General features: G+C 33.1%; 22 protein-coding genes and 2 pseudogenes. 9 read left to right on the forward strand and 15 right to left on the reverse strand.

Going from position 1 to position 23845, the window contains the following annotated elements:
- Window positions 1-1011, reverse strand: a complete 1011-nt coding sequence (sbnB, locus tag NSR03_RS13030) for a 2,3-diaminopropionate biosynthesis protein SbnB (RefSeq protein ID WP_002511711.1) — start codon at window positions 1009-1011, stop codon at window positions 1-3.
- Complete coding sequence (sbnA, locus tag NSR03_RS13035; protein WP_069821152.1) at window positions 1008-1988, reverse strand: 2,3-diaminopropionate biosynthesis protein SbnA; 981 nt, start codon at window positions 1986-1988, stop codon at window positions 1008-1010. The genes sbnB and sbnA overlap by 4 nt, the downstream gene beginning before the upstream one ends.
- Window positions 1989-2203: 215 nt before the next feature.
- On the opposite strand from sbnA, the gene NSR03_RS13040 reads away from it, so the two are divergent.
- The 4 genes from NSR03_RS13040 (at window position 2204) to NSR03_RS13055 (ending at window position 5622) form a co-directional block, all read left to right on the forward strand.
- Window positions 2204-3196, forward strand: coding sequence for an ABC transporter substrate-binding protein (locus NSR03_RS13040; protein WP_069821153.1), 993 nt, complete (start codon window positions 2204-2206; stop codon window positions 3194-3196).
- Between the two features lie 18 nt (window positions 3197-3214).
- The gene (locus tag NSR03_RS13045; protein ID WP_069812878.1) at window positions 3215-4210 is read left to right on the forward strand and encodes a FecCD family ABC transporter permease; all 996 of its coding nucleotides are present in this window, start codon (window positions 3215-3217) and stop codon (window positions 4208-4210) included.
- A complete protein-coding gene (locus NSR03_RS13050) occupies window positions 4207-5205 on the forward strand; it encodes a FecCD family ABC transporter permease (RefSeq protein WP_021338991.1) in 999 nt (332 codons plus the stop codon). Before NSR03_RS13045 ends, NSR03_RS13050 begins: the two co-directional genes overlap by 4 nt.
- Before the next feature lie 285 nt (window positions 5206-5490).
- On the forward strand, window positions 5491-5622 hold the full coding sequence (locus NSR03_RS13055) for a hypothetical protein (protein ID WP_256092634.1): 132 nt from the start codon (window positions 5491-5493) through the stop codon (window positions 5620-5622).
- Between the two features lie 210 nt (window positions 5623-5832).
- Here the strand turns inward: NSR03_RS13055 and NSR03_RS13060 are convergent, their stop codons facing one another.
- From NSR03_RS13060 to melB, 6 genes are all read right to left on the reverse strand, one after another.
- Window positions 5833-6021, reverse strand: a complete 189-nt coding sequence (locus tag NSR03_RS13060; RefSeq protein WP_021338994.1) for a hypothetical protein — start codon at window positions 6019-6021, stop codon at window positions 5833-5835.
- A 38-nt stretch (window positions 6022-6059) separates the two neighbouring features.
- Window positions 6060-6434, reverse strand: coding sequence for a hypothetical protein (locus tag NSR03_RS13065; protein ID WP_002506333.1), 375 nt, complete (start codon window positions 6432-6434; stop codon window positions 6060-6062).
- Between the two features lie 5 nt (window positions 6435-6439).
- On the reverse strand, window positions 6440-6967 hold the full coding sequence (locus tag NSR03_RS13070) for an acyl-CoA thioesterase (protein ID WP_002511719.1): 528 nt from the start codon (window positions 6965-6967) through the stop codon (window positions 6440-6442).
- A gap of 109 nt (window positions 6968-7076) precedes the next feature.
- Window positions 7077-7964, reverse strand: a complete 888-nt coding sequence (gene cidR / locus NSR03_RS13075; protein ID WP_002506331.1) for a cidABC operon transcriptional activator CidR — start codon at window positions 7962-7964, stop codon at window positions 7077-7079.
- 302 nt (window positions 7965-8266) lie between these two features.
- Window positions 8267-11242 carry a glycoside hydrolase family 2 TIM barrel-domain containing protein gene (locus NSR03_RS13080; RefSeq protein ID WP_069821154.1) on the reverse strand — a complete coding sequence of 992 codons (2976 nt, stop codon included), beginning with the start codon at window positions 11240-11242 and terminating at the stop codon, window positions 8267-8269.
- 15 nt (window positions 11243-11257) lie between these two features.
- A complete protein-coding gene (melB, locus tag NSR03_RS13085) occupies window positions 11258-12646 on the reverse strand; it encodes a melibiose:sodium transporter MelB (RefSeq protein WP_069821155.1) in 1389 nt (462 codons plus the stop codon).
- A 185-nt stretch (window positions 12647-12831) separates the two neighbouring features.
- Here melB and NSR03_RS13090 point away from each other — a divergent pair, with 185 nt between their 5' ends.
- Window positions 12832-13656, forward strand: coding sequence for an AraC family transcriptional regulator (locus NSR03_RS13090; RefSeq protein WP_069821156.1), 825 nt, complete (start codon window positions 12832-12834; stop codon window positions 13654-13656).
- 10 nt (window positions 13657-13666) lie between these two features.
- On the opposite strand, the gene NSR03_RS13095 is transcribed toward NSR03_RS13090, so the two are convergent.
- Window positions 13667-14191, reverse strand: coding sequence for a DUF3267 domain-containing protein (locus NSR03_RS13095; protein WP_069821157.1), 525 nt, complete (start codon window positions 14189-14191; stop codon window positions 13667-13669).
- 127 nt (window positions 14192-14318) lie between these two features.
- Here NSR03_RS13095 and NSR03_RS13100 point away from each other — a divergent pair, with 127 nt between their 5' ends.
- From NSR03_RS13100 to NSR03_RS13115, 4 genes are read left to right on the forward strand one after another with little or no spacing between them, the layout of a single operon-like run.
- Window positions 14319-14522: a helix-turn-helix transcriptional regulator gene (locus NSR03_RS13100; RefSeq protein ID WP_002506324.1), complete on the forward strand. Its 204-nt coding sequence runs from the start codon at window positions 14319-14321 to the stop codon at window positions 14520-14522.
- Entirely contained in the window at window positions 14519-15238 is a 720-nt protein-coding gene (locus tag NSR03_RS13105) for a DUF3169 family protein (RefSeq protein WP_069821158.1), read from the forward strand. The genes NSR03_RS13100 and NSR03_RS13105 overlap by 4 nt, the downstream gene beginning before the upstream one ends.
- A gap of 28 nt (window positions 15239-15266) precedes the next feature.
- A complete protein-coding gene (locus NSR03_RS13110; RefSeq protein WP_069821159.1) occupies window positions 15267-16109 on the forward strand; it encodes an ABC transporter ATP-binding protein in 843 nt (280 codons plus the stop codon).
- On the forward strand, window positions 16109-16744 hold the full coding sequence (locus NSR03_RS13115) for an ABC-2 transporter permease (RefSeq protein WP_069802503.1): 636 nt from the start codon (window positions 16109-16111) through the stop codon (window positions 16742-16744). The genes NSR03_RS13110 and NSR03_RS13115 overlap by 1 nt, the downstream gene beginning before the upstream one ends.
- Before the next feature lie 60 nt (window positions 16745-16804).
- Here NSR03_RS13115 and gtfB read toward each other — a convergent pair whose 3' ends face one another.
- From gtfB to NSR03_RS14490, 6 genes and pseudogenes are all read right to left on the reverse strand, one after another.
- On the reverse strand, window positions 16805-18127 hold the full coding sequence (gene gtfB / locus NSR03_RS13120) for an accessory Sec system glycosylation chaperone GtfB (protein ID WP_069821160.1): 1323 nt from the start codon (window positions 18125-18127) through the stop codon (window positions 16805-16807).
- Window positions 18120-19625: an accessory Sec system glycosyltransferase GtfA gene (gtfA, locus tag NSR03_RS13125; RefSeq protein WP_069821161.1), complete on the reverse strand. Its 1506-nt coding sequence runs from the start codon at window positions 19623-19625 to the stop codon at window positions 18120-18122. Before gtfA ends, gtfB begins: the two co-directional genes overlap by 8 nt.
- Before the next feature lie 44 nt (window positions 19626-19669).
- Window positions 19670-19858, reverse strand: a complete 189-nt coding sequence (locus NSR03_RS13130) for a hypothetical protein (RefSeq protein ID WP_002506318.1) — start codon at window positions 19856-19858, stop codon at window positions 19670-19672.
- 109 nt (window positions 19859-19967) lie between these two features.
- Entirely contained in the window at window positions 19968-20423 is a 456-nt protein-coding gene (locus tag NSR03_RS13135) for an LPXTG cell wall anchor domain-containing protein (RefSeq protein WP_305143915.1), read from the reverse strand.
- Window positions 20424-20633: 210 nt separating this feature from the next.
- Window positions 20634-22007, reverse strand: a pseudogene (locus NSR03_RS14485) (hypothetical protein); the annotation flags it as partial.
- A gap of 1569 nt (window positions 22008-23576) precedes the next feature.
- A pseudogene (locus tag NSR03_RS14490) lies at window positions 23577-23675 on the reverse strand (YSIRK-type signal peptide-containing protein); the annotation flags it as partial.
- Between the last annotated feature and the right edge of the window lie 170 nt (window positions 23676-23845).

Below are 23845 nucleotides of genomic sequence, written 5' to 3' on the forward strand. Positions count from 1 at the left end.
TTAATATAGACTTAATATTGTTCCGATTTGCTGTTGCTTAGCTTCTTTATAAATATAATAAGCACTTGAAATATCTTCGATTGCCATACCCATTGGATTTAATAAAATAATTTCGTCATCATTTTCTCTTCCTGGTTTAGCACCCGTTAATAATTCTCCTAATTCAGCATGTAAGGCTTCCCTACTAAAGCGCCCTTCTAATACAAGTTGATTAATTGTCTTTTTCTCGCGATTTGCTTGTGACCAATCGTCTACCAAGACTTTATCTGCTTGTGTAAAGACGTCTTTTTTAATATCCATAATTGAAATATTGCTGATAAATGTGCCTTTTTGAATCCAATCATATTCAATGTAAGGTTTGTCCGTAACTGTACAAGTAATGACTACCTCTCCATTTTCAACTGCTTCTTTCGCTGTTGTCGCTTGAACAAAGTGAATATCTGGACGTGCTTCTGCCCATTTTTCAATAAAATTAGCGCTGGCTTTTTCAAATTGATCAAATACATATACTTGTTTAATATGATCAAATTGCTCTAGCATACTTTGCAATTGTCGATCACCGATTAGACCACAGCCAATAATTGTTAATGCTTCAAATCCTTTTTTCGCTAATTTCTGAGCAGCAATGACCGAAACAGCCGCCGTTCTCATACTACTAATTAAGCTCGCTTCCATCACTGCAATGGGATAGTTTGTTTCAGGATCATTCAAGATAATGACACCACTTGCACGTTCTATCTTACGTTCTGAAGGATTGTCATGTTTACTACCAATCCATTTAATACCTGATACTGGATCTTGACCGCCAATATGACTTGGCATGGCAATAATACGATCCGCAATATGTCCTTCTGTACCATTTGCGCGTAAATATGGCTTTAATGGTTGCACAAAATCTTGATTCGCATGGGCTTTTAATGCTTCAGTTAATGCATTTACATAAACTGTTGAATGATTACCTCCTGCTTGTTCAATATCTGATCTATTTAAATACAACATGTCTTTGTTCATCGTGTTAGCGCTCCTTTTTTGTTTTTCACTTCATCAAACCATTTATCTGAATAAACTAAATCTAAATAGCGATCGCCTCTGTCAGGTAAAATCGTCACAATTGTTTTATCTTTAGCAATTGAATCAATGACTTTTTCAATCGCTGATATAATTGAACCTGTTGATCCTCCTGCAAAAATACCTTCATAATCAACTAAGCGTTTACATCCAAGTGCTGATTGGTAGTCATCCACATGAACAACTTGGTCTATTTCTTCTTTATTTAAAATTTCAGGCACTCTACTCGCGCCAATACCTGGTAATTCTCTATCTTTAGGCGTTTCACCAAAAATAACTGACCCTTTCGCATCCACCGCAATAATATGAGCATTCGGGTGATATTCTTTGATCTTTCTACTCATGCCCATAATGCTACCTGTAGTACTCACTGGCGCTATAAAATAATCAATTGGAGTTTCTATTTGCTCTACGATTTCTGCACCAGCACCATGATAATGTGCTTTCCAATTTAATTCATTTGCGTATTGATTAATCCAATATGCGTTGTCAGTGGAATCAAGTAATTCACGAACACGTTGAATACGTGTCATTAAATATCCACCATTTTCATCCGCTTCGTTTACCATATCTATATTTGCGCCATAACTTTTAATAATTTTTAAATTTGTTTCTGAAATTTTCGGGTCTACCACACATGTTAGTGTTAATCCTTTTATCTTAGCGATCATTGCTAGAGCAATACCTAAATTTCCTGAAGTACTCTCAATTAAATGTGTACCTTTAGTAATTGTTCCTTTTTTAAAACCATCTTCAATGATGTATTGAGCTGGTCTATCTTTCATACTGCCGCCTGGATTCATATATTCTAATTTTGCGTAAACATTATGTTCCGGGAACAGTTGCTTGAGCTGTATCATTGGCGTTTTGCCTATACATGAAAGTAAAGAATCATGACAATGCTTAGGTTCTTGTCTCACTTAAATTCCTCCTAAAAAATATGGATTATTAATAACATTACGATACTGATAACGATTATCATTATCAATAAACTGTATTCTAGGTATCCTTTCTAAAAATGTCAAATCTTTATTTAATTTTTTAAAAAATTAAAAATTTTTGTTGACATATCGTTTACTTTATAAGATATTAGGATTGATAATGATTATCAATCCAAGTTGGAGGTTTTAGAGAAATGAAGCATTTAGCAAAAGTATTCATTACTGTTATAGTAGCGGTTATGGTGTTAGCAGCTTGTGGAAATGGGGAGTCCGAAAAGTCATCGGAGTCAAAAGAAGATAGTAAAACAACGAAGATTAAACATGCTATGGGGACCACTGAAATTAATGGAAAACCAAAACGTGTCGTAACATTATATCAAGGCGCGACTGATGTATCTGTCGCATTAGGCATCAAGCCTGTCGGTGCTGTAGAATCTTGGACGCAACAACCTAAATATGATTACATAAAAGACGACCTAAAAGATACAAAAATAGTAGGTCAAGAACCTTCACCAAACTTAGAAGAAATATCTAAGTTAAAACCAGATTTAATCATCGGTTCTAAAGTCAGAAACGAAAAACAATATGAACAACTTTCTAAAATCGCACCAACAATTACGCACGATACAGTGTATAAATTTCAAGATACAACGAAAATGATGGGTAAAGCACTCGGTAAAGAAGACAAAGCTGATGAGTTATTAAAGAAATATAATGATAAAGTTGCACAATTTAAAAAAGATGCAAAAGCTAAGTATGGAGATCAATGGCCAATGTCAGCTTCAGTTATCAACTTCAGACCAGATCATGCACGTATTTATGCAAGTGGATACGCTGGAGACATCTTACATGACTTAGGGTTTAAACGACCAGAAGGACAACAAAAACAAGTTGATAAAGGTAAAGACATCATTCAATTAACATCTAAAGAAAGCATTCCGCTTATGGATGCTGATCATATATTTATGTTCAAGTCTAACACTACTGATAAAGACGCAGAGTTAACTAAGAAGACAGAAGCAGATTGGACATCAAGTAATCAATGGAAAAACTTAAATGCAGTAAAAAATGATGAAGTTTCAAAAAATGTAGATGAAATCACATGGAACATGGCTGGTGGCTATACTTCATCTCTTGAACTCATTGATGATTTATACAAAAAATTAGATATTGAAAAACAATCTTAATCAATAAGGAGTTACCTCATGTTACTTAAACCGCGGTATAAATTAATGCTTTCTGGTTTATGCCTTATCGTTGTAACGATTTTAAGTTTAATAATTGGAAACACGCTTGTATCACTTTCACAGTTGGTACAAGCGTTGTTCCACTTTAATAGCAATAACGATATACATATTCTACTTGCCGAATCACGCGCATCACGAACAATCATTGCTCTACTTACCGGCGCGGCGTTCTCTGTATCTGGTTTGCTTATGCAAGTATTAACACGTAATCCAATTGCTTCACCTGGGCTGTTTGGTGTTAATTCAGGCGCCGTGTTCTTTGTGATTTGTGGCTTAACATTTTTTAAAGTGCAATCATTTGAAGCGCTCATAACTATTTCATTTATTGGGGCAATTATTGTAACTGTTCTTGTCATTACACTTGGCATGTTTAAACAAGCGCAATTTTCACCTAAACGTGTGATATTGGCTGGCGCAGCGATTTCAGCATTATTCGGAGCATTTACACAGGGCATTTTAATTATGAACCAAAGCAATTTACAAAGTTTTCTGTTTTGGCTAAGTGGTTCTGTTGCTATGCGTAATGTGTGGGAAGTGCCTTGGGTGATTCCAATAATTATTATATTTCTGCTCATTGCCTTTGCGATGTCGTCACATATCAACATCTTAATGACGAGTGATGAAATTGCTTCTTCACTTGGTCAAAAGGTCAAATTAACAAAAAGGGTTATGGTATTAACTATTAGTGCGCTTGCCGGCATTTCGGTCGCACTTGCAGGATCTATTATGTTTATCGGGTTAATCGTACCGAATATTAGTAAAAAGTTAATGCCGGCTAACTATAAATATTTAATACCTTTCACTGCGGTTAGTGGCGCTATATTAATGACATTGTCCGATATTTTAGCTAGGACAATTATTAAACCACTCGAACTTCCTATAGGTGTTATCACAGCAGTCATTGGCTCAATTACACTTATTTATATTATTAGGAAAGGAATTCAACGCATATGAATGAGACAGTCCATAAAAAAGATACTAAACGCTTAGTCATTGCCGTTCTCATATTGATTGTTTTTTCAATCTTGAGTTTAATGCTGGGGTCTACTTTTATATCGTTAAATAGTATCCTTTCTTATATTATTGATCCTATTTCAAGTCCTGATCAATTTACAATCGAAGTGTTACGCTTGCCAAGAATTATATTGGCGATTGTAGCTGGTGCAGCACTTGGCGTTAGTGGTTTGATTCTACAAAATGTACTTAAAAATCCTATCGCCTCTCCAGATATTATAGGTGTAACAGGTGGCGCAACATTTGGTGCAGTAGCATTTATTGCGTTTTTAGGAGATATTAGTGTCCATTGGCTGCCGGCGTTTTCGCTCACTGGTGCAGCTGTGGTCATGATGATTCTTATCAGTTTTCAAAAAAAGGGCAATATCCAACCAACGACATTAGTTATTATTGGTATCGCACTTCAAACGTTATTTATGGCGCTCGTTAATGGCACGCTTGTGCTTACAAAACAACTTGCTGCGTCTAAAGCCTATACTTGGCTTGTCGGTAGTTTATCTGGTGCCACATTTGAAAACAGTTTGATATTGGGGTTATTTATAGTGTGTACTTTGCCATTGTTGATTATCGTGCTTCCGAGAATGAAAGTATCCGTTATGCATGATAATGTTGCCACAGGTTTAGGCGTAAAGGTTAATCAAACGCGACTCATTCAAATGGTGATTACAACGATACTTGCTGGTGCAGCGATTAGTTTTGTGGGTAACATTGGCTTTGTTGGTTTAATTTCACCGCATATTGCTAAAGCTTTAATTAAAGGGAATTATTTAAAGCGCTTATTAATGTCAGCGATCTTTGGCGCACTTTCCATCGTCATTGCGGATCTTATAGGAAGAACGGTGTTTTTACCAAAAGAAGTTCCGGCTGGTGTGTTCATTGCTGCATTCGGCGCCCCATTCTTTATCTATTTATTATTGACTGTAAAAAAACTCTGATATGATCATATATTCTCAAATGCAAAGAACTAATACATTAAATTATGTATTAGTTCTTTTTTCTATACTAAAATCTTACGATTTTGAAAGTGCATGCTTGCCTAGGGGTATGGCTCGAGCCTGTAGTCTCTCCCTCATACTATTTCCCTGGGCGTCAGCACGTTCCAAAATCGATACAATTATACAAAACATATTTAGTCCCTTTATCTCAACTGTATAAATATTATTGATTTATAGTATGATTAACTTAAGACGAATGCATGAATTTTCAAAGGGGTTTTTAAAATGAGAGAATTAGTAGGGAAATGTTCTGTCTGCCAAAAAGATATTTATTGTTTAAATGGTTTCTTGAATGGTGAATATAATGACAATCACTTGTATTGCTTTGCTTGTGCATCAAATGTTGAAAAAGAATGATATTATAAAAAGCAGTCACAAATCATTAAATTTGTGACTGCTTTTTTTATACATCTATACTTGTCATATTTTGAAGAGTCCGGCCAACTAAGGAATAGTATGATTGAGGATGCATACTATAAAATAGATAACTAGACATGTTCAAAATCCTAATTTTTTAAAACAACAGTGGATTGAGTTCCTACCGTATTTAAAAAATGCTAAATTACATTAGTTCGAGACACTTTTAATAAAGTTACTACTTTTGTACGCTTCTGTTAAAAGTTGTCCATCGTTTGATACGTAAAAATATTTTTCATCAAGTGTAGACACCTCTGTTGGGAAAAGCCAATATAGCTTACCTTTTTCAAAGGATTTGTCTTGTTTGATACATAAATATCTACATTCTGATATGCTCATTTATTGCTGCCTCATTTCAAGATAGAAGTAGCCCTGTATTATTTAATAATCGTGTTATTAAATACAAAACTAGGTTCTGCACCTAAAACGATAAGGAATATTTGTGAGTAAGCTACAAATTGGAATTTTAATATCATTTCATTAACAAATTTGAATTCATTATTTTGTTTTACTTTTTCAACTTCTCTTTCATATAACTCCAAAACAGAATCTCTAATTAAGATAGGTCTATTGTTTTGAATAGCTTCATTATTATTTGAAAACATAAGTAATCCTAAATATTTATAGTGAATACTTAATTGTCTTGTTAAACTTGCTATATATTCTAATTGCTCATATAACTGAGGAGATTCTTCTCTCAAAGTTTTTAAATCTAATTTGCATTGTGTGAGTTCATCCATTTCATTAACCATTTTTATCACTTCTCCAATTCCCATGGTTTACATAAATTAAGAGACTTAATTAATGTTTTACTTTGTGCTCTTCTCGCTTTACGCATTTTCGCTCTTTCTTCACCATACATATACAATGTTTTTTCATCTTGAGTCTGCGCTGTAATTTTAGGTACTTTAATTGATTTTTTGTTTTCATCTAAGGCTACAAACGTAAGAAAAGCGATAGCAGCAATTTTTCTTTCTGCTGTAATCATATCTTCCGAAATAACCTTACAAAATATTTCCATAGATTTTTCTCCTGTATAAACTACAGAAGATTCTATACAAACTGAATCAGATTGAGTAATAGGATGTAAAAATTCTACACTATCTGTAGATGCTGTGACACATTCTTTAACTCTTGCATGTCTTCTAGCAGACAATGTCGCATTATTATCGATTTTTTTCATCAATACGCCACCAAATAGTGTGTTGTAATTATTTAAGTCATTAATTAACACTTGATCGGTACTGACAATTTTACTATCGCTCGGATATTTATAATTTTCCATGAAAAACTCCCGTTCTATAATGTTTATGTCATAAATTATAGAGCGGGAGCATATAAATAGAAAATATCCTTTTTTTATAAGGGCATAAATTTTGTGAATGACCTTGCGTTTAATGGTGTAATAAGTAGTTTTCTTGTATAAATTTAATCCAATTTTTAGTTAATGAATCAACTATGATATCTTTTCTCCAAATAATGGCAAGTTCCCATTTCATTGAAGGTTCGTTAATACTAATAGCTTTCAAATCTTTATCCAATAAATCAAGTATCCCCTCAGGTAATATACAGATGCCCATATTATTTATTAACATTTCTTCTATAAAGCTCCACTGAGTCGTTTCAAAAATAATATTAGGATTAAACCCATAGTTTCTACACGTATTTTTTATTTTATCGTTTAAGTAAAAATCAGAATTAAATAAAATAAATTCTTGATGCTCTAAATCTTCAATATCAATCGTATCTTTATCAGATAATGGATGATCTTTATGAACTACAAGCTTTAATTTTTCTTCCAAAAAAGTGAATGTACTGAAAATTTTATGATTCGTCGGTAAGACAGTAATCCCCATATCCAAATCACCATAATATATATCATTTTCAATTTTTTTACTTCCATTTTCAAAAAGTTGAAATGTTACATTTGGATAAGAATCATGAAACTGAGAGATGAGTTTTATTAGTCTTCGAATATTAATAATTGTAGGGATGCCTATTTTTAAATGTCCACTTTTCAATTCTAAAAGATTACTTAATTCATTAGGGATGTTTTCATACATTTTTAGCATTTCTTTACATTGAAAAAAGAATGCCTCTCCTGCATCAGTTAGGTATATTTGGTTTTTATATCTATTAAATAATGTTACTTCTAATTCTTTTTCTAGTAATCTAATCGTATTACTAATTGTTGGCTGTGTAATAAAAAGTTTAGCTGCTGCTTTCGTCATACTTTTTTGTTTTACGACTTCAACAAAATACTGCATATGTCTAAGTTCCAATAAAATCACACCTTCTTTTATATTATGAATGTAGTGTTCTATAGTTCAATTATTTTTATATTTTATAATACAGAAATTTTTAGCATTATTATTAATTTTAATTTTAGCATGTATTGGAAATATAACACCATGATTTATTTTTATGTCATCTTATTATTTTCCAAGGAAATAGCTAAATCACTATTTGTCATGAAGATTTAATTCAAAAAAGGCCATTACCACATTTCGTGATAACGGCCTTTTCAAATATAAAATAAATTTCTGAATTGCTGACTAATATGAGTGAACACCTTAAACACTAGCTACTCAAAATTCAATTTAAAATTAAATTTTAATTGTGTATCATTGAGTCGATAAGCTTCATTTAATTCTGGACCGCAACTATTAGAGCCAATCCCACTTTGAGCATAATCAATATACAAATACGTATAATCTTCGACTTCTAATTCGTCTTTATGTGACGTATGCGTTAGCTGATTTAATGAATAATGCGTTGTATTAAAACTGAATGTGTCTCCACTTGTTAAAACCATAGCATTTCGACCATTTGAAACTTTAACAAATGTAGTCTGATTATGACTTCCTGATTCTTGAGGTTTGATATCGTTACTTACATTATCTGTCACTGTCGTTTCGAAATAATCTAAATATGTTGCCACACCTTTATCTTGATAACTGCTATAAGGACCATTCCCATAATATTCGACTTGCTCATAGTTACTTGGTAATGTCATGGCTAAACCGAAACGTGGTAGAAATGGCGCTAATGTATCTTTCGCTAAATCATAATTCACAGTAAGTGTACCATCGTTTTGAATTGTCCACGTAAGTGTACCTGAAAGCACAGGAGGAACCGCTTCATTAACCAACGCAATATCAAAAACAAGACTGACGTCACTCTTATTTTCAACGATTCTGTAATCATGCACACGCGTAGTAATATCTTTATATCCAGCGTATGCCCATTCTTGCTTAGCATTGATGTCATTATCTGTTGGTGCACGCCATAGATTATTTTCTGTTTTCTGATTCATAACTATTACACCTTCATGCGCAACTGTTTTTAAACTCGCATCTATTTTATTAAAAGTGTATATCCAATCACCAATAGAAACATGGATTGTATGAATATCGTCTTTATATGCTATTGATGACGGTTTCGTATTCTGATACGTCATTGATTGGCGTTGGTACACGATTTGATCATATCCTAATTCAAAATGAGCCGGACGTAACTTATCTGTACATTCCAATTTGTAGTGTAACATCACATCACTAAGTTCATTTATATTAATATAATCACTTAAATCAATATTTTGAGTCGTATGGGGTGCGAATTTAGTAAAAGTAACTTCAAACGTCTGACGCTTTCCATTTAAATAAGTAGCGGTTGCTTCAACACTTAAATAATCTTCTATATGTGTGAAATCAAGTTGATTACGTAATGTCAGTTGATACTCATCTTGCGCTATTACTTTTAAAGGTCTATGTTCATGTTTAAATTCATAATATCCTTCGTGAGGTATACGGTCAGGTGAAACAATACCGTCCACACAGAAATTACCATCATGTAGACGTTCTCCGAAATCTCCACCATACCTAAATATTGGCTTACCATCTTTCACGCCTGTCTGAATTCCGTGGTCACACCATTCCCATACGAACCCTCCAATAAAACTATCGTATGCCTCAACAAGCTTTTGATAATCATGAAGATCGCCTGGTGAATTCCCCATGGCATGCGCATATTCACACAAAATAAAGGGTTTATCTAAATTCGGGTTCTTCAAATATGTCGTTTCAATTTCTTCTGGAGATGGATACATCCTACTAATCATTTCAACGTTAGATAAATCATAGTCTTTTGATTTATCACGATGTAATGTGCCTTCATAATGAAGTGGTCGTGTAACATCTAATTCTTTCGCTCGTGCCAAGCCTTCAACCATATTAACGCCATATCCAGATTCATTACCCATTGACCATGAAACAATCGAACTATAGTTTTTCAAAGGGATTATTGATGCTTCAATACGCTCGATAATTGCAGTTTGATATTTAGGGTCATCCGTAATGATATTAAAGTGCTCAGTGTTCTCTTCACCATATAAACGAACTACACCATGCGTTTCTAAATCTGCTTCACTCATCACATAAAAGCCATATTGGTCTGTTAATTCATAGAATAAAGGCGATTTCGGATAATGTGCTGTACGAATTGCGTTAAAATTACCTTGCTTCATAAGCTCTAAATCTCTCATAAATTGAGTTTCATTTATCGTATAGCCTGTTTTAGGATCACTATCATGATGATTGGTGCCACGTAATTTAATAGATTGTCCATTAATATAAAATTGATTATCTCTGATTTTAACTTCTCGAATACCAATTTTTTGGGTAATCACTTCTTGAGCAGTAGTAATTGCTAACGTATAAAGTACAGGGCTTTCTGCTGACCATAATTGTGGTTTGTTAACTGTAAACCTACACTGTTCTGAAGCTTGAGTACTGCTGACTAATTCACCATATGGATTATATAAGTGTAATTCAACTTGGTCTAATCCTTGTTTAAGTGCCAAGTTCACATCTATCGTTGCCTTATTCAAATCATCATTTAAGTGTGTTTCAATTTTAAAATCATCTACACGTGATTGCGCTCGTTTTAAAATATAAACATCTCTAAAAATACCTGAATGTCTGAACATATCTTGGTCTTCAAAATATGTGCCATCTGAATATTTTAATACAAGAACTTGTATCGTATTTTCTCCATCACGTACAAATTTTGAAATATCAAATTCTGAAATAGAATGAGATATCTGACTATAACCTACAAATTGATCATTTATCCATACATAAAATGCGCTAGCGACACCTTCAAAATTCAAATGATAATCACTCTGCATATCATATGAACTTAACTCAAAAGAACGCGTATAACGTCCGCATGGGTTATACTTCGGAACATATGGTGGATCAAATGAAATTGGATATTGTGTGTTAAGGTACTGTATTTGATCGTAGCCATATAAATTCCATACAGACGGTACTGGCAATATATCCTTTTTAATCTGTTGAGGTTGATTTAAACATGCTTCTAGAGAATTGAAATATTCAAAGTGCCAATCACCATTTAATAATGTCACATTTTTTGTATTATAACGTGTTTCTAAACGGTAGTCAGCCTCCCCTCGTTGATAAGGTATATAAAATGCACGTCTTGGCATCAAGTTCACATGCTGAACCTCCATATTTTCATGAAATTGCTTTTCTAACATAAAATGACATCCCCTCTATTTAATATTCTCTCTATGTTCTCTCTGACGTTTATATCGGAGTGTTTTCTCAATATCATTTAAAAAGTCACCTTTTAAATGGAATGCTTTATGATATAAAAATGCTGTTAGACTAACGAAAACTAGCGGTGCGACAATAATCATGATACGCAGACCATTAACCGTGGTCTCTGATTGTGCCTCATTCGGCGTATAACCTAATACAGATAAGCCAATCCCCACAATTAAAGCGGCAACTGCTTGTGAAGCTTTAGTTAAAAATGTATTTGTGGAAGTGATCACACTCTCATTACGTTGCCCAAACTTCACTTCACCATAATCAATCACATCTGCAAGCGACACTGTTGTTATACCAATCATAAATCCTGAACCAACACGTAACATACCTGCACCTATAATGACTAAGATAGTACTCTGTGGCGCCACGAAGCCTGATATTAAAATAATAACCAAACCAGTTATGATAAGTGTAATGGATGTATTAAACGCTCTAGTTCTACCAACCCATTTAATAAAACGTGGTAAAAGTAGCAAACCAAGCATTTCACACAGAATCATTGAATTAAAAATTGAAAATAAATGTTCCGCATTCACTACATATTTAAAGTAATAAATGATAGAACCATTAAGCGTTTGTAGACATAAATTAAAAGTTAATAAAATACCCATGATGGCAAGTAACTCTTTGTTTTTAAATAAAATACGACCAATATCTTTAAAATTAACTTTAATACCTATTTGTTTTTCCATTTCATGATCTTCAGGTACTTTGAATACTGTTACACCTATCGTAAAGATAAAAACAATACTACAAATTACGGCAAAGACAAAAATTCCTACTGAATCACTGCCACTACCAAAGACATCACCTAATTTATGTATAAAGAACAAACCAAAAGTACCTACAATAAATGCAGCTAAACTTGCGAAAAATCTAGGTATAACTGAAATCTCTTCACGTTCTCTAGGATTATGCGTCAAGTTCGGTAACCAAGACCAGTATGGAATATCCATCATCGTATATGTCATTCCCCAGGAAATATACATAATCGATATATAAATATACATAGACGTTTGAGATAAATCTAAATTCGTAAACAGCAAGACTGTAACAATAGCATTAGCAAGCGTACCGATAACGAGCCAAGTCTTGAACTTACCAAAGTTATTCCGCGTATTATCAACGATCATCCCCATAATCGGGTCATTAATCGCGTCCCAAATACGTGCAACAAAAAGCATAACTCCGACAAACGCAGGAGATAAACCTACAATATCTGTGATATAAAACATTAAGAAGAGCCCAACAATATTAAATATGGCGTCCTTCCCTATTGCACCAAATCCAAAAGCTAATTTTTGCTTTCCAGTTAAATATCTATCCATCTTCTCCACCTCTAAAATTTCACTTTTTAAAGCGTTTACATATATGTTAATGTCATTTTACAACTTAAAGTGCGTGTAATGAATAGCATAATGATGATGTTATATGGCAAAATGTTGCATTTTGTTATTATAATGTGGTTATATAAGTCTAAAGAAGTTCAATATAATGAATTGAGAGGTGTGTTATGCAAGTTTTATGGAAAAAATTTAGCAAAAAGTTAATAGATGCTAATTTAGTAGAATGTGGTATTGAAGTCGGTGTACCAAACGTAGGTTATAATTATACAGTTTTCCAAACATCTGTCATACATATCGTGACTCATGGTGAAGGTATTTTTAAATATAATGGGGAGAGTTTTAACTTAAAAAAAGGCGATATGTTTTTACTAGAAAAAGGTATGGAAGTTGAATATAAGCCTTCATTTTCAAAACCTTGGACTTATTATTGGGTTGGTATTAGCGGTAAACAGATTCTAGATTATTTAGCACGCAGTTATATCGTTGATTATCACGTCATTAAAGGTAAAGACACTTCTGAAATTAAAAAAACGATCCAAAATATCTGTAATCTTTCAAAAACCATTGCGTCTAGCAACTCACATGATATTTTAATCATGCAGCATATATACCAATTAGTTTATATGCTACAAGAACAGTTTCCTAAAAATTTCTCAGTTAACGTCGATATTGTTAACGAAGATATCCAAAAAGCAGTCGAATTTATCAATTCAAACTATCACAAGAATATTAGTGTCGTTGATGTTGCGCAATATGTTAATGTCACTCGCAGTCATTTATTCAAGCTGTTTAAGAAGAATTTAAATTGTTCTCCAAAAGCATACTTAACATATATCCGTATGTATCATGCATCTCAATTACTTATACATACGAATAACATGATATGTGAAGTTTCAAGTAAAGTCGGATATAAGGATCCTTTACTATTTTCTAAAAATTTTACAAAGCATTTTGAAATTAGTGCGTCTGAATATCGAAATAATTTTTCGTAACTTCCAAGTTTTAACTGATAACAATGCCACTATCTGTAGTTTCAATCTTAGAATGCTTAGGCGTTTGTATCATTTTAATCACCCAATAAAAGTCTCCAACACATGACATTGTATGCATGGTAGCAAATGATAAAAAGAACACTTTGGGTAAAATTCCCATACAAAAAGTTATGATGAAAGTTGAAGTAATAATTACAAATGGTGCTATTGCACTTATAGCAAAAGTTAATGGCGTAAAGCTTCCCCCTGGTATTGCACAATATATCATGCCGTTAGCCATCCCAAAATTCACCTTATTCAATGGTGAAAATAATTTGAAAAACAAAGCATGAATTAATTCATGTACGATAAATGTCCCTATAAATAACCCTATTCCAATAAATATATTAGCTAACATTGAATCGAAAATATCAATAGTATCAGACATCTTTACCATGAAAAAAAACACGCCACCAAAAACAATACATAAGGCGATTTGATATTTAGAAAATGCCTTTATTAACGAATCATTACCTATAATATCAATTTTTTTCATAATAATGACTCCCCTCTTCATATTATAAATTTCTCACATATAACATACACGATACATGTCATTTTGACAAATATAGTTGTCAAAATGACAAAAGTAATATATATTAACCCTAAGGAGTTGATCAATAATGCGCAATCGACTTAAAGAATTACGTGCACGTGATGGCTATAATCAAACACAACTTGCTAAAAACGCAGGAATTTCTAGACAAACTGTTTCTTTAATAGAACGTAATGATTTTATGCCATCAATTCTGACAGCTGTTAAAATTGCTCGCATATTTAATGAACCCGTTGAAAACATCTTCATAATTGAGGAGGAAGATTTATGAAAGTAGGACGCTATTTATTGCTTGTTTTAGTAGGAGGACTCATTGGTGGTATTATTGGCCTATCCTTTGGCATATTTGAAAATAACGGTCATTTTTCAAACATAAGTTTCGCAAGCCACGAAATTACAATCATTGTTTGTCTCATTGCATCCCTCATTAATATAATCCTTACGCTAGTGTTATATAAAGTTCAAAAAAATGCACTCACATTCAAATCAAAATTGAACCATGATATAGAGGGGCAACAAGCTGATGAATATGAAGAGAAGGCAAATATGATGTTTATGAGAACGAGCTTCATTTATTATGTTCAAATTCTAATTAGTTTAATTTGTATGCTTATTATAGTGATGGTAAATGCTTCTGAGGGGGACATTTTTTATCCTATTATTCCATATTTAATCACAATTATTCCTTCTCTAATGATTGGTTTCTTTGTAAGGAAATTTGATAGTCGTTATCCAAAACAAGGTGAAGCTCAGTATACGGAGAAAATTCTAGACATCATGGACGAAGGCGAACGTCATATAACACTCGTCTCTATGTTCAAAATTTATCATATCAATCTTACTTTATTGATTATTGGTGGAATGATATTAGGTTTATTCTCATTAATTGCTGGCATCAACCAACTTTTAGGATTGCTCCTTATTATTATTCTTTTTATCTATAATGCATTTGGTTATATGTTAAAAGTCCGTAAATTTTATTTATAAATATAATATATAGAAAGAGAGTGTATCTATGGAACATCTTTTAAAAGTTCAAAATTTAAATAAGTCTTACACAAAATCTGACTTTCACCTTTCCGATATTTCACTATCAATCAAACCAAGAGAAGTTGTAGGTTTAATTGGGAAAAATGGTTCGGGTAAATCTACATTGATTAATACATTGGTAGGAAATCGCTTTAAAGACAGTGGAGAAGTCATTTTTTTCGATGAAACTATAACAGAAAGTGATTCCAATTATAAAGAAAATATTGGTGTTGTATTTGATGATTTGCGTGTACCAAACAAACTAACAATCAAAGAAATTGATAAAGTGTTTTCTAATATTTATCAATCATGGAATAGCGAAAAATTCTTTTCAATAATCGATAAATTTGAGTTACCTAATAATAATGCAATCAAATCCTTTTCGCGTGGTATGCGTATGAAAGCTGCTTTGACAATATCATTAGCACACGAAAGTAAACTTCTCATTCTTGATGAAGCTACTGCCGGTATGGATGTCTCAAGTCGTGAAGAAGTTATTGAAATGTTAGAGGATTACATAGAAGAAGATAATGGAATTTTAATTTCATCTCATATTTCAGAAGATATCGAACAGCTTGCAACTAAATTAGTATTTATGCGAGATGGCAAAGTTATTTTTGAAGAAAATAAACAAAAATTGTTGGATAATTATGGCATTATTGAGCAACCTGAAGAAGATTTCAATATTCCAACTGATCTTATTGTAGCTTCAAGAGCTCGTAATAACACGAGGACTACTTTAATTAATAATCGCAGCCAAATAACAAATGCGAGACCTTTGCAAAATATTGATGACGCAACCAAATTAATTATGAGAGGTGATAAATAATGAAGGGATTAACACTTAGCAGTTATTACTCATCAAAAAAATCACTCTTTACTTACTTAATTGTAGGTATTGTCTCTAGTATACTATTCACATTTATGAACCCTATCATGACATGTTTTTTACCAATGATTTTTCTTATTTCACCTGTAACTGATAACATTAAACATGAGAAGGATTCAAAATGGATGTATTATGTGTCGACTTTACCTAAAGGTAGAAGTGCATACGTAAACAGTTATTTCATCTTCTACGGTGTTCTTATTTTAATAGGACTTATCATCGGTGTTATACCATTAGCACTCATAACACAAAATTTAAATCTCACGTTAGTATCTATGTTAATAGGTATAGGTGGCGCTGGTTCATACGCTATAATGTTCCCTTTAACATTTAAATTTGGACCAGAAAATTCAAATGTTATTTTAATCACAACATCTTTTATAGTAATAGCTTTATTTTTCCTAGTATTCTTTGGATTTATTATGCCAATTCTCGCTTCATCTGGATCAATTGAAGGTATAGCTAACCTAACAAGTAATTTACTCGTAGTTAGTACCTATGCACTTTTAGGTATTATTTTATTAATAGTTTCATACATTTCATCAATTAAAATATTTAATAAACAAGAACTCTAGCAAAAACTCCCAATGAATTAATTATAAAGTCATTGGGAGTTTTTATTATTGTGTGATTTGTTAATTTACTGATTCAATAAATGTTGTTTTATCGATAGCATTAGCTTGTTGTAATTGTAATTCTAAGTAATTATCGAATGTGTCATTGTGTTGTGTAACTTCCTCTAACGCACTGACTAGCATATCAGGATGCTCTACATCGAATAAATGAGTTGGTGCTGTTACTACCTTATTGTGTGCAGTGGCATCATAACCTAAAATTAATAGTTTGTAGTCAAAAGCTGCCCTAACTGCATCTAATATTTCGTTGCCTTTATTAATATCTAAATAGATATCGCATTTTTTATAAAGTGCTTTAAATTCAGTCTTTTTAGCATTTGGATATAATTTAACATTGGTATATTTATTCAAGTTCATTAATATCTTAGACATTTCAGTCATAGCTGCAATATGAAAATCTAAATGTGGATGTGCTTGTACAATTTGTTCTAAATGCGGTATTTGGTCAGAATTTGTTAGTGTTAGCACTTGGTTAGAATGATTATTAGACTTCAGGAATTTATATACATATCCAGATTTATATATTCTATTTTTCCATTTATCACTAATGGATGATTTAAGTTGTTCGAAGGCTTCATCGCTCGGCACAATAATACTGAATGATCTACGTTCTTTAGATAGTATATTTTCCATATGACGAATAATATCGTTCGTAATATCACCTTGCCAATAAAAATAATCATTGCTAGGCTCGCTTAAACCATTCATCACTGCGGCTGGTACTGAAAATGAGTTAATTAAAAATTGTTCGGATTCTAATCCTGAAACTTGAATATAGAAATTAACGAATTGTATTTTCGAATGGAAGAAGTATTCTTTGCCTTGCCAATTCAAAATAACATCATTTGTGATGAAATTCTCAACCAGAAACACTTCACCTTTAGCGTTATAGTAGCGTTTTAATATTCTTTTATGGGTATTAGGATCCAATACTACTTGTGCATAACTGTATCCATATTTATTATAATAATCAATATACTGCGTATGTCCTTGTTTATTTAACCATTCGATACGTTCTACGATTCTATGTTTATAATTCTTTTTATAAATAATTCTCGCTTTAATATCTCCCGTATCTTTAATTACAGCATCGTTATTATTGCCTTCAATCAACCAGAATTTCGGTGTTTTAACTTGGTTAAAAAATAATGGTTTAACTGGCAAATTTTCATTTTCTGCAAAGAATTCATATGGGGTTTTAACATCATCAGGAAGAAAGCCATCTGCTTCAATAACGATTGTTTGTCTATTCATACCAGAAAATTTAAATGAATTATAAAGGACTATTGTTTGTCTATCGAAAGCTTCAAATAAATTAATCATAAAGCACCTCTTCAATTAAATTATTCCATTGGATTTTTACAGCATCTTGTGTAAATTGTTCAGCAACTTTATAAGATGCCTCATGGAAATCATTTGTATCATTTTCAAAAAATCGAATTATAGCTTTAGCAATTTTTCCTACTATTTCTAACTCTGACTCTACATTTAATTCAATAGGTATGAGATAGCCATTTACTTTGTCCTCAATAAAAGTCGGATTTCCATAATTAACATCAAAACCAATAAGTCCTAATCCTGAACCAATCGCTTCCATCAATGTTAATCCAAAACCTTCACTCGTTGATCCTGATAGAAACAATTCATAATTCTTATATACTTGATTTAAATTTACATGGCCATGTAATGTGATATAACTTTCTGCATTATTTTCACGAATAAGGTTATGCAATGTCTGCTTTTGAGCACCTTCTCCATATATATCAAATGTTATTTCAGGTCTTTGTTGTTTCGCAATTGCGACTGCTTTAACTAACCAATCTACACGTTTTTCAGCTGCTAATCTTGAAGCTGTAATAATAGAATAAGGTTTTCTATTTAAAGGTTGTGTTAAAGTTGTTAAATTGCCTACAGGAATTGTATATATCTTAGGCATGATATGATTATACTTTTCAAATTGTTCTGTCAGCAGTTTATTTTGAATTTCCGTTGCTGTGATAAAGAAATCAATTTCCTGCGCATTAGTGAATACATATTCATAATGATTATTCCAAAGTATATAATCGTCGTTCGTTGTCGATGCATTATAATGTTCTGCATGAATCACTACACCTAATTTAGCTTGATTTTTATTTTCTATCATAACTTGACCAATATCTTTTGAGCGATCTAATAAAATCATATCTTCCTGCGACAACTGAAGTTTTTCCATGAAATATGCAATAAAATTTTGTTTGGAATATAGTATTCTATCTTTAAAGACAAACATACTATCATCACCATTTACATATTCATTATATGCTGTAGAACCGTCTTCATTGTAAAAGACTCTCATATATAATTTAGCCATATTATCTTCAGGGGCGTAATACTCTGAAAAGACACGTACATAGGAATAATAATCTTTGCGTAGTAACTTCCCTCTTGATACATATTCGACTCTATCAACAATATCGCTATCTTCGTCTTTCAAATGACATACGATATAGTTACTGCTTTTATTAAAAAAATACTTTTTAATTTTTCCTTCAGCTTCTGTTTTAGTGATGTCGTCATTGAATGATTGAATAATCTCATCTAATTTAACACTTGAAGGTGCTATTTTTATATCTGTGAAAAATTGGTATAACCATACCACTTCATCATCATTAAACCCTAAATTTTTTGTTAAGGTTTGTATATTTTCAGTTTTTATAAATTCTAAAAACACAAACTTTAATGTTTCCGCTCTTCCTCTTAAAGCTTGAGCTCTGTAAAGTTGCGCATACTCTACACCACTACTTGCCCATCCAATGCCATAATTCATGTTATATATCGTCATGTATTACACCTCAATAACTAAAGTTAAAATCACAATTTTACTTATCAAACAAACAATTTCACTATGCTAAAAATCATAAAGGTCAATATAATAGACGTGCCAAAGAACTTAAGTGTCAGAAATTCTTTTTTTGCTTTTTGTTGATCTTTTTCAGCATCATATTCATTTAATTCTTCTTCAATTTGTTTATTTATTTGATCTAATTCTTCTTTTTCATTTATATTTTCACTCATATATTACACTTCCTATAACTATAGAAATATTTATTAACTTATTATAACAAAATAAGCCAAGGAGAATATCCTCAGCTGTATTTTGTATTGATTTTCAAATCAAATGTTATTAATTATTATCAGTTTCTTTTTTACGACGTCTTCTCAGTAGTGCTAAACCACCTAGTCCAAGAATACCTGCTAACAATCCATTCTTCGTTGTATCGTCACCTGTATCTGGTAACTCTGAATCTTTGTCTTTATCTTTATCATTTTGATTCGCTTCATTCTCAGAATCTGAATCATTTGCTGATTCTAATGTATTTGTAGAATCTGAAGAATTGTTTGATGCTTCTGCTGTGTCTATAGAACTTGATGAATTGTTCGTTGCTTCTGCTGCGTTTGTAGAATCTAATGAATTATTTGGATCAGATGAAGTCATTGATCCGCTCTCGCTTAATGACTCTGATGTACTCATTGATTCACTTTCACTTAATGAGTCAGATGTGCTTAACGACTCGCTTTCACTTAGTGACTCTGATGTGCTCATTGACTCGCTCTCGCTTAATGACTCTGATGTGCTCAATTATTCACTTTCACTTAGTGATTCTGATGTACTTAATGACTCACTTTCGCTTAATGACTCTGACGTACTCATTGATTCACTTTCACTTAGTGATTCTGACGTACTTAACGACTCACTTTCGCTTAATGATTCAGAAGTACTCAACGATTCGCTTTCGCTTAGTGACTCCGATGTACTCATTGATTCACTTTCACTTAATGAGTCAGATGTGCTTAACGACTCGCTTTCACTTAGTGACTCAGAGGTACTCAACGACTCGCTATCACTTAATGATTCAGAAGTACTCAACGACTCACTTTCGCTTAATGATTCAGAAGTGCTCAACGACTCACTTTCACTTAGTGACTCAGACGTACTCATTGATTCGCTATCACTTAGTGACTCAGACGTACTCATTGATTCGCTATCACTTAGTGACTCAGACGTACTCATTGATTCGCTATCACTTAGCGACTCAGAAGTGCTCAATGACTCGTTCTCGCTGAGTAACTCTGACGCACTCAATGACTCGCTCTCGCTGAGTGACTCCGATGTACTCAATGATTCACTTTCACTCAATGATTCTGATGTGCTTAACGACTCGCTTTCACTTAATGATTCAGAAGTGCTCAATGACTCGCTCTCGCTGAGTGACTCCGATGTACTCAATGATTCACTTTCACTCAATGATTCTGATGTGCTTAACGACTCGCTTTCACTTAGTGATTCTGACGTGCTCAATGACTCACTTTCACTTAGTGACTCAGATGTGCTCAATGACTCGCTATCACTTAGTGATTCTGACGTACTTAATGACTCGCTTTCGCTGAGTGATTCTGACGTACTTAACGACTCACTTTCGCTTAGTGATTCTGACGTACTCAATGACTCGCTTTCGCTGAGTGATTCTGACGTGCTTAATGATTCACTTTCGCTTAGTGATTCTGACGTACTCAATGACTCGCTTTCGCTGAGTGATTCCGACGTACTTAATGATTCACTTTCGCTTAGTGATTCTGATGTACTTAACGACTCACTTTCACTTAATGATTCCGATGTACTCAATGACTCGCTTTCACTTAATGATTCAGAAGTGCTCAACGACTCACTTTCACTTAATGATTCAGAAGTGCTCAATGACTCGCTCTCGCTTAGTGACTCTGACGCACTCAATGACTCGCTCTCGCTGAGTGACTCAGACGTACTCATTGATTCGCTATCACTTAGCGACTCAGAGGTGCTCAATGACTCGCTTTCACTTAGTGATTCAGAAGTACTTAACGACTCACTTTCACTTAGTGATTCTGACGTACTCAATGACTCACTTTCACTTAGTGATTCTGACGTACTCAATGACTCGCTTTCGCTTAGTGATTCTGATGTGCTTAACGACTCACTCTCACTTAGCGACTCTGATGCGCTCAATGACTCGCTTTCGCTTAGTGATTCACTTTCAACTTCACTTAGCGATTCTGACGTACTTAACGATTCACTCTCGCTTAATGACTCGGAGGCACTCAATGACTCACTTTCACTTAGTGATTCGGAATCACTTAATGATTCGCTTTCGCTGAGTGACTCTGACGTACTCAATGATTCGCTTTCACTAATGGACTCTGAATCCTCTTCGTTTTCTATAACAATAGATGTGTCATTTCCGCTGTTTGCGAGAAGATCAACATTTATTAAACCACTACCCGCAGCTGATGAAAAATTATATTCTTGTCTTCCTGGTAGATCAGATTCAGGTAACATACCATTTTCTGTCAATTGGTTTAAATCAATCATCAAATTATAAGTAACTCTACTACCAACACCTAAATTCACTAAATTTTCAACTGTCCCGTAAACTACACCCGTATTAGGGTCAATCGTCAATTCGTTGCCCTGTAAAGTTCCAGTATTTCTTAATACACCAAGCAATCCTGGTAAATCATAATCTAATTCTATAGCATTTAAAAAATTAGAATCTGCCATTAAATCACGGAATTGTGGAGACAATTGGAATGTTGGATACGTATTTCCTACGCCTAAACCAACTAAAGGTCTCCCCTCTAATTGTAGATTTAATACACCATTATTATGAGTCGCTGTTAGCTCCATATTATCCAAAAGTGTAACATCTGCAAGCGCAGCATAGGTTTGTATACCTTCAGTAGCTTGATTATTTACATCTGCTCTTCGTTGAAGTGTCGCATTTGTTTCTGCTATATCTTCATCTTCTGATTTTGATCCTTCTTCAGCCGGTTCAATTATTTCTTTTTCATCTTCAGGTGATATTTCCGAGTCTTCTTGTGTTATTTCTTCTGTGTCTTTTTCGTCTTCAGGTAACGTTTCTGTATCTTCTTGTGTCACTTCTTCTGTATCTTTTTCATCTTCAGGCGACGTTTCTGTATCTTCTTCAGGTATTTCTTCTGTGTCTTTTTCATCTTCAGGCGCTGTTTCTGTATCTTCTTCGGTTATTTTTTCGGTGTCTTTTTCATCTTCAGGTGATGTTTTTGTATCTTCTTGTGTCACTTCTTCTTTGTCTTTTTCATCTTCAGGTGATGTTTTCGTATCTTCTTCAGGTACTTCTTCTGTATCTTTTTCATCTTCAGGCGACGTTTCTGTATCTTCTTCGATTATTTCTTCTGTGTCTTTTTCATCTTTTGGTAATTCTTTCGTATCTTCTTGTGTCACTTCTTCTGTATCTTTTCCATCTTCTGTCGGTGTCACTGGCTCTTCTTGTGTTACTTCTGATACATCTTCTTTACTTTTGTTTGATAATTCTGATTTTTCTTGTGAAATTTCTTCCGTACTTTGCACATCTTCAGTTACTGGTTCTTGCTCTTCTGGTGTTACCTCATCTATGTTTTTCTCATCTTCAGGTAATGCTTTTGGTGTTTCTTGTGAAACTTCTTCCGTACTTTTCACATCTTCTGTTGATGTTGTTGTCTCTTCTTGTGTTACTTCTTCTTTACTTTCGTTTGATAATTCTGACTTTTCTTGTGAAACTTCTGATGTATTCTCAGCTTTCACATTTTCAATTTCTTGTTGAGCAGTTTCAATCGTACCTTTTTCATCTTCACTTGGCTTTTCTGTATCATTTTGTATAGGGCTCCCAATTTCGCCTACACTTTTATCTGACACGACGGATTCAAAACTATCTCCCTTATTTTGTCTCTCATCAGCCGATGCAACGTTCCCACTTGTTGCAAAAATCGTAAGACCAATCAATACAGATCCAACGCCAACTCCCAATTTCCTTATAGAAAACCTCTGTCTCTCTCTCACTGCATAAACTCCCCCTCTAATATTAGGTATGATTACATATTACATTGTATTCATAAAAATACTATTACTTTATTAAAAATTATTTTTTTCGTGTTATTCACGTTTATTTTTATATTTTAATTAGAATTCAACTTAATAAAGATTAATTTTTAATACTTTTTACAGTTGAA

Source organism: Staphylococcus sp. FSL W8-1207 (genome assembly GCF_038003745.1).
In the GTDB taxonomy this organism is placed as follows: Bacteria; Bacillota; Bacilli; order Staphylococcales; family Staphylococcaceae; genus Staphylococcus; species Staphylococcus equorum.